A 4067-nucleotide genomic window follows, 5' to 3' on the forward strand; every position below is an offset into this window, starting at 1 on the left:
AAGGAGAGGATGGCGCTAAAAATAATTAGGAAAAATACTAAAAATTGGTAAGTAGGAAATAACATAGATGTCAATAAAGTAAAATTTTTAGTAGAGCAACAAAGAGGTTTGTAGTGAGGACTTTAGTCCGCAGAAATTGATGCGGACTAAAGTCCGAACGATCGAACCAAGACATAATTATGAGGCGGCAGTGCCGTGTCTGTACAGTATTGTAGGCAATGGAGAACCTGTATATTTTCATAAGTTCGATCGCCCGATCCGGTCGTACCACACAAATTTTTGCGGTGGATTGCGGACTGTAAGCTTGTACAAGCAGTCAATTGTGTTGCAACTTCGGCGCTCGTTAACCGCACTCATAGATTAACAATCGTGTTTCAAGATTAAGATAGTTGTGAGACCATGTATGAACGGATAACAACAGGAATCCCCTTGATTGCGAGGAACCAACGTGCAGCCAACAGACCCTAGCAAATTTACAGATCAAGCCTGGGAAGCCATAGTCAAATCCCAGGATGTAGCCCGCCGCTTTGCCAATCAGCAGCTAGAGGTTGAACATTTAGCGATCGCCATTCTAGAACAGCAAGCCCTAGCAAACAGCATTCTCAGCAAGGCTGGAGTCGATGTCCCCCGCTTGGCGCAGCAGTTAGATGCTTTTGCCAAACGACAGCCGAGAGTTGCCAACGCTGACCAACTATACCTCGGCCGCGGCTTAGAAGTGATGTTAGATGCTGCTGAGTCTGCCAGACAGACTTGGCAAGATAATTTTATCGCCGTTGAACATTTATTAATAGGCTTGCTAGAAGATGAACGAGTTGGTAGGCGATTGCTGACTAGGGGGGACGGGCCGCCGGGCCGCCCCGGATACGATCGCAAACCGGCGCCTGGTACGATCGATCGCGCGAAACTCGAAGAAGCAATCAAATCAATTCGTGCTACTACCAAAGTCAAAGATCAAAAGCAAACCCAAAGTCAAAGTCAAAGTCAAAACCAAAATTCTGACGCCAACTCCGACGCCCTCACTAAATACGGGCGCGATTTGACAGAAGCGGCAAAAGCAGGCAAACTCGACCCAGTAATCGGCCGCGACGAGGAAATCCGCCGCGTCGTGCAAGTTCTTTCCCGCCGTCAGAAAAACAATCCAGTGTTAATTGGCGATCCCGGAGTCGGAAAAACTGCGATCGCCGAAGGTTTAGCCCAGCGCATTGTCAACGGCGATGTACCCGAATCTTTGAAAAACCGCCAACTATTCAGCCTCGATATGGGCAGTTTAATTGCTGGGGCAAAATTCCGGGGCGAATTTGAAGAACGATTGCGTTCTGTGCTGCGAGAAGTTATCGATTCCGACGGGCAAATTGTCCTATTTATTGATGAATTGCACACGGTTGTTGGCACTGGCGGCGGCGGAAGTTCCGGTTCGGGAATGGATGCCGGAAATTTGTTGAAACCAATGTTAGCCAGAGGTGAATTGCGCTGTATCGGCGCTACAACTCTCGATGAATTCCGCAAAAATATTGAAAAAGATCCGGCACTGGAACGCCGCTTTCAACAAGTATTTGTCGGGGAACCGACTGTGGAAGATACTGTTTCAATTTTACGCGGATTGAAAGACCGTTACGAACGCCACCACGGGGTAAAAATTACCGATTCGGCGCTGGTTGCTGCTGCTACTCTGTCTTTTCGCTATATTTCCGATCGCTTTTTGCCGGATAAGGCGATCGACCTTGTAGACGAAGCGGCCGCCCATTTGAAAATGGAGATTACCTCCAAACCCGTGGAATTGGAAGGGATTGACCGCCGGGTGATGCAGTTGGAAATGGAAAAATTGTCGATCGAAGGTGAGGGTAAAGGCGCTCTATCCCCGGGAATCGGCCCCCGCATTGAACGCATCACATCGGAGATTGACATTTTAAAAGTCAAGCAGGAAAAACTGTCTTCTCAGTGGTTGGGCGAAAAGCAGTTGTTGGATGCAATCAATAAATTGAAAGCAGAAGAAGACCAGTTGCGAGTCCAAATCGAACAAGCAGAAAGAGCTTACGATTTGAATAAAGCGGCGCAGTTGAAGTACGGTAAATTGGAGACTGCGGTGCGCGATCGCGAAGCCAAGGAAGCCGAACTTTTGAAACAACAAGCTCAAGGTTCCTCGCTGCTGCGGGAAAAAGTTACTGAGGGCGATATTGCGGAAATTGTTGCTAAATGGACGGGAATTCCGGTCAATCGGTTGTTGGAATCGGAACGCCAAAAATTGCTGCAATTGGAAAGCCATTTGCACAAGAAAGTTATCGGTCAAGAGGAGGCTGTAACGGCGGTTGCTGCGGCGATTCGGCGGGCGCGGGCGGGGATGAAAGATCCCGGTAGACCGATCGGCTCTTTCTTGTTCATGGGCCCCACAGGCGTCGGTAAAACTGAGCTAGCGCGGGCGTTGGCGGAGTTTTTGTTTGACAGCGATGATGCGATTATCCGCATCGATATGTCGGAATATATGGAGAAGCAAAATGTCTCCCGGTTGGTAGGAGCTCCCCCCGGATACGTCGGTTACGATGAAGGGGGACAACTTTCGGAAGCAGTGCGGAGACGCCCTTATTCGGTGGTGCTATTTGACGAAGTGGAAAAGGCGCACCCTGATATTTTTAACATTTTGCTGCAAGTGTTGGATGACGGCAGAATTACCGATTCTCAAGGTCGAGTGGTTGACTTTAAGAATACCGTCATTGTGATGACAAGCAATATCGGCAGCGACCACATTTTAGAAGTGTTTGCTAAGAAGGGAAAAACTACCAAAAAACCTGCTGCTAGGAAGCAGGAACCGAAGGAGGTGTCAATTCCCAAGACTGATTATAAAGTTGCTGATGATGGCACTGTCGAGGTATCTGCCCAGCGAGTCGATATCTCAGACAAGAGTGAAAAAGACAATAGTGAAAGTGAAGATTTACCGACTCAAGAACGGGAGACAGACCAAGAGTACGAACAAATGTTAAAACGGGTGATGACTGCTTTGCGATCGCACTTCCGGCCGGAGTTTCTTCAGCGGGTGGACGAGACAATTTTGTTCCACACTTTGAGCAAGACGGAACTGCGGCAAATCGTCACCATTCAAGTCAAGCGGATCGAGCGGCTGTTGGCGGAACAGAAAATCACCTTGGAACTGTCCGATGCTGCAAAAAACCATATCACAGATGTCGGTTACGACCCAGTTTATGGCGCTCGTCCCCTGAAACGCGCTATCCAGCGGGAGTTGGAAAACCCGCTAGCTAACAAGATTCTCGAAAATGCGTTTGTTGAAGGTGACACAATTGCGATCGACTGCGTAAATAACCATTTGCAGTTTCGTAAAAAAGACTCTCTCCCCGCGTTGGTAGGTAACAGTTTGTAGTTGTGTTAGGAACAGGCTTTCCGGCCTGTTCCACAAAAAAGAAATCTTCTTGTTTCCCAGAAAGCCTGGTAGTTTAAAATCATGAAACAACTAACTAGAATCACTCTGAATCCAGAAGTAATGGGAGGAAAACCCTGCATTCGCGGCTTGCGAGTCACTGTTGGCACGATAGTCGGACTGATGGCATCGGGACACTCACCGTCAGGCATTTTGCAGGCTTATCCCTACCTGGAAGAAGCAGATATATATGAAGCGCTTGCCTATGCAGCGTGGCGAGTTGAAGAAGTAGAAATTCCTCTCAAAATAGCGTGAAAATTTTGATTGATATGAACCTGTCACCTGAGTGGACTGTCGTATTTACTAAATACGGAATAGAGTCTCTTCATTGGTCTACAGTCGGCGATCCTCGTGCCACAGATCGCGTTATTATGGAATGGGCGCGAGTAAATGACTATGCCGTATTCACTCATGATTTAGATTTTGGCGCACTGCTGGCCGCAACCCAAGCTGATGCTCCCAGTGTCATTCAAGTGCGTATTCAAGACGTGCTGCCTGCTAATATAGAGAGTTTGATTGTGGAAGTGTTACATCAATTTGAGCCACAAATTGAGTCGGGGGCGTTCATTTCTGTGGATGAAACGCGCTCTAGGGTGAGAATTTTGCCGATTACACTTCGATAATTATTTATGGCCTGTTC

3 protein-coding genes are annotated in these 4067 nt (G+C 47.8%); all 3 read left to right on the forward strand.

The features are described 5' to 3' along the window. The first annotated feature begins 448 nt into the window (after nucleotides 1–448). The 3 genes from JGK14_RS17720 to JGK14_RS17730 all read left to right on the forward strand — a co-directional run bounded on the left by JGK14_RS17720 (nucleotide 449) and on the right by JGK14_RS17730 (nucleotide 4050). Nucleotides 449–3370, forward strand: a complete 2922-nt coding sequence (locus JGK14_RS17720; RefSeq protein WP_293325542.1) for an ATP-dependent Clp protease ATP-binding subunit — start codon at nucleotides 449–451, stop codon at nucleotides 3368–3370. A gap of 81 nt (nucleotides 3371–3451) precedes the next feature. After that, a complete protein-coding gene (locus tag JGK14_RS17725; RefSeq protein ID WP_293177552.1) occupies nucleotides 3452–3682 on the forward strand; it encodes a DUF433 domain-containing protein in 231 nt (76 codons plus the stop codon). Beyond that, nucleotides 3679–4050: a DUF5615 family PIN-like protein gene (locus tag JGK14_RS17730; RefSeq protein ID WP_293177555.1), complete on the forward strand. Its 372-nt coding sequence runs from the start codon at nucleotides 3679–3681 to the stop codon at nucleotides 4048–4050. The genes JGK14_RS17725 and JGK14_RS17730 overlap by 4 nt, the downstream gene beginning before the upstream one ends. Nucleotides 4051–4067 lie beyond the last annotated feature (17 nt).

This window comes from Microcoleus sp. PH2017_28_MFU_U_A, assembly GCF_020738035.1.
In the GTDB taxonomy this organism is placed as follows: domain Bacteria; phylum Cyanobacteriota; class Cyanobacteriia; order Cyanobacteriales; family Microcoleaceae; genus Microcoleus.

Bases quoted from the DNA above. Each gene is read 5' to 3' on its own strand.
- JGK14_RS17725 (WP_293177552.1), top strand. From the start codon at position 3,452: ATGAAACAACTAACTAGAATCACTCTGAATCCAGAAGTAATGGGAGGA.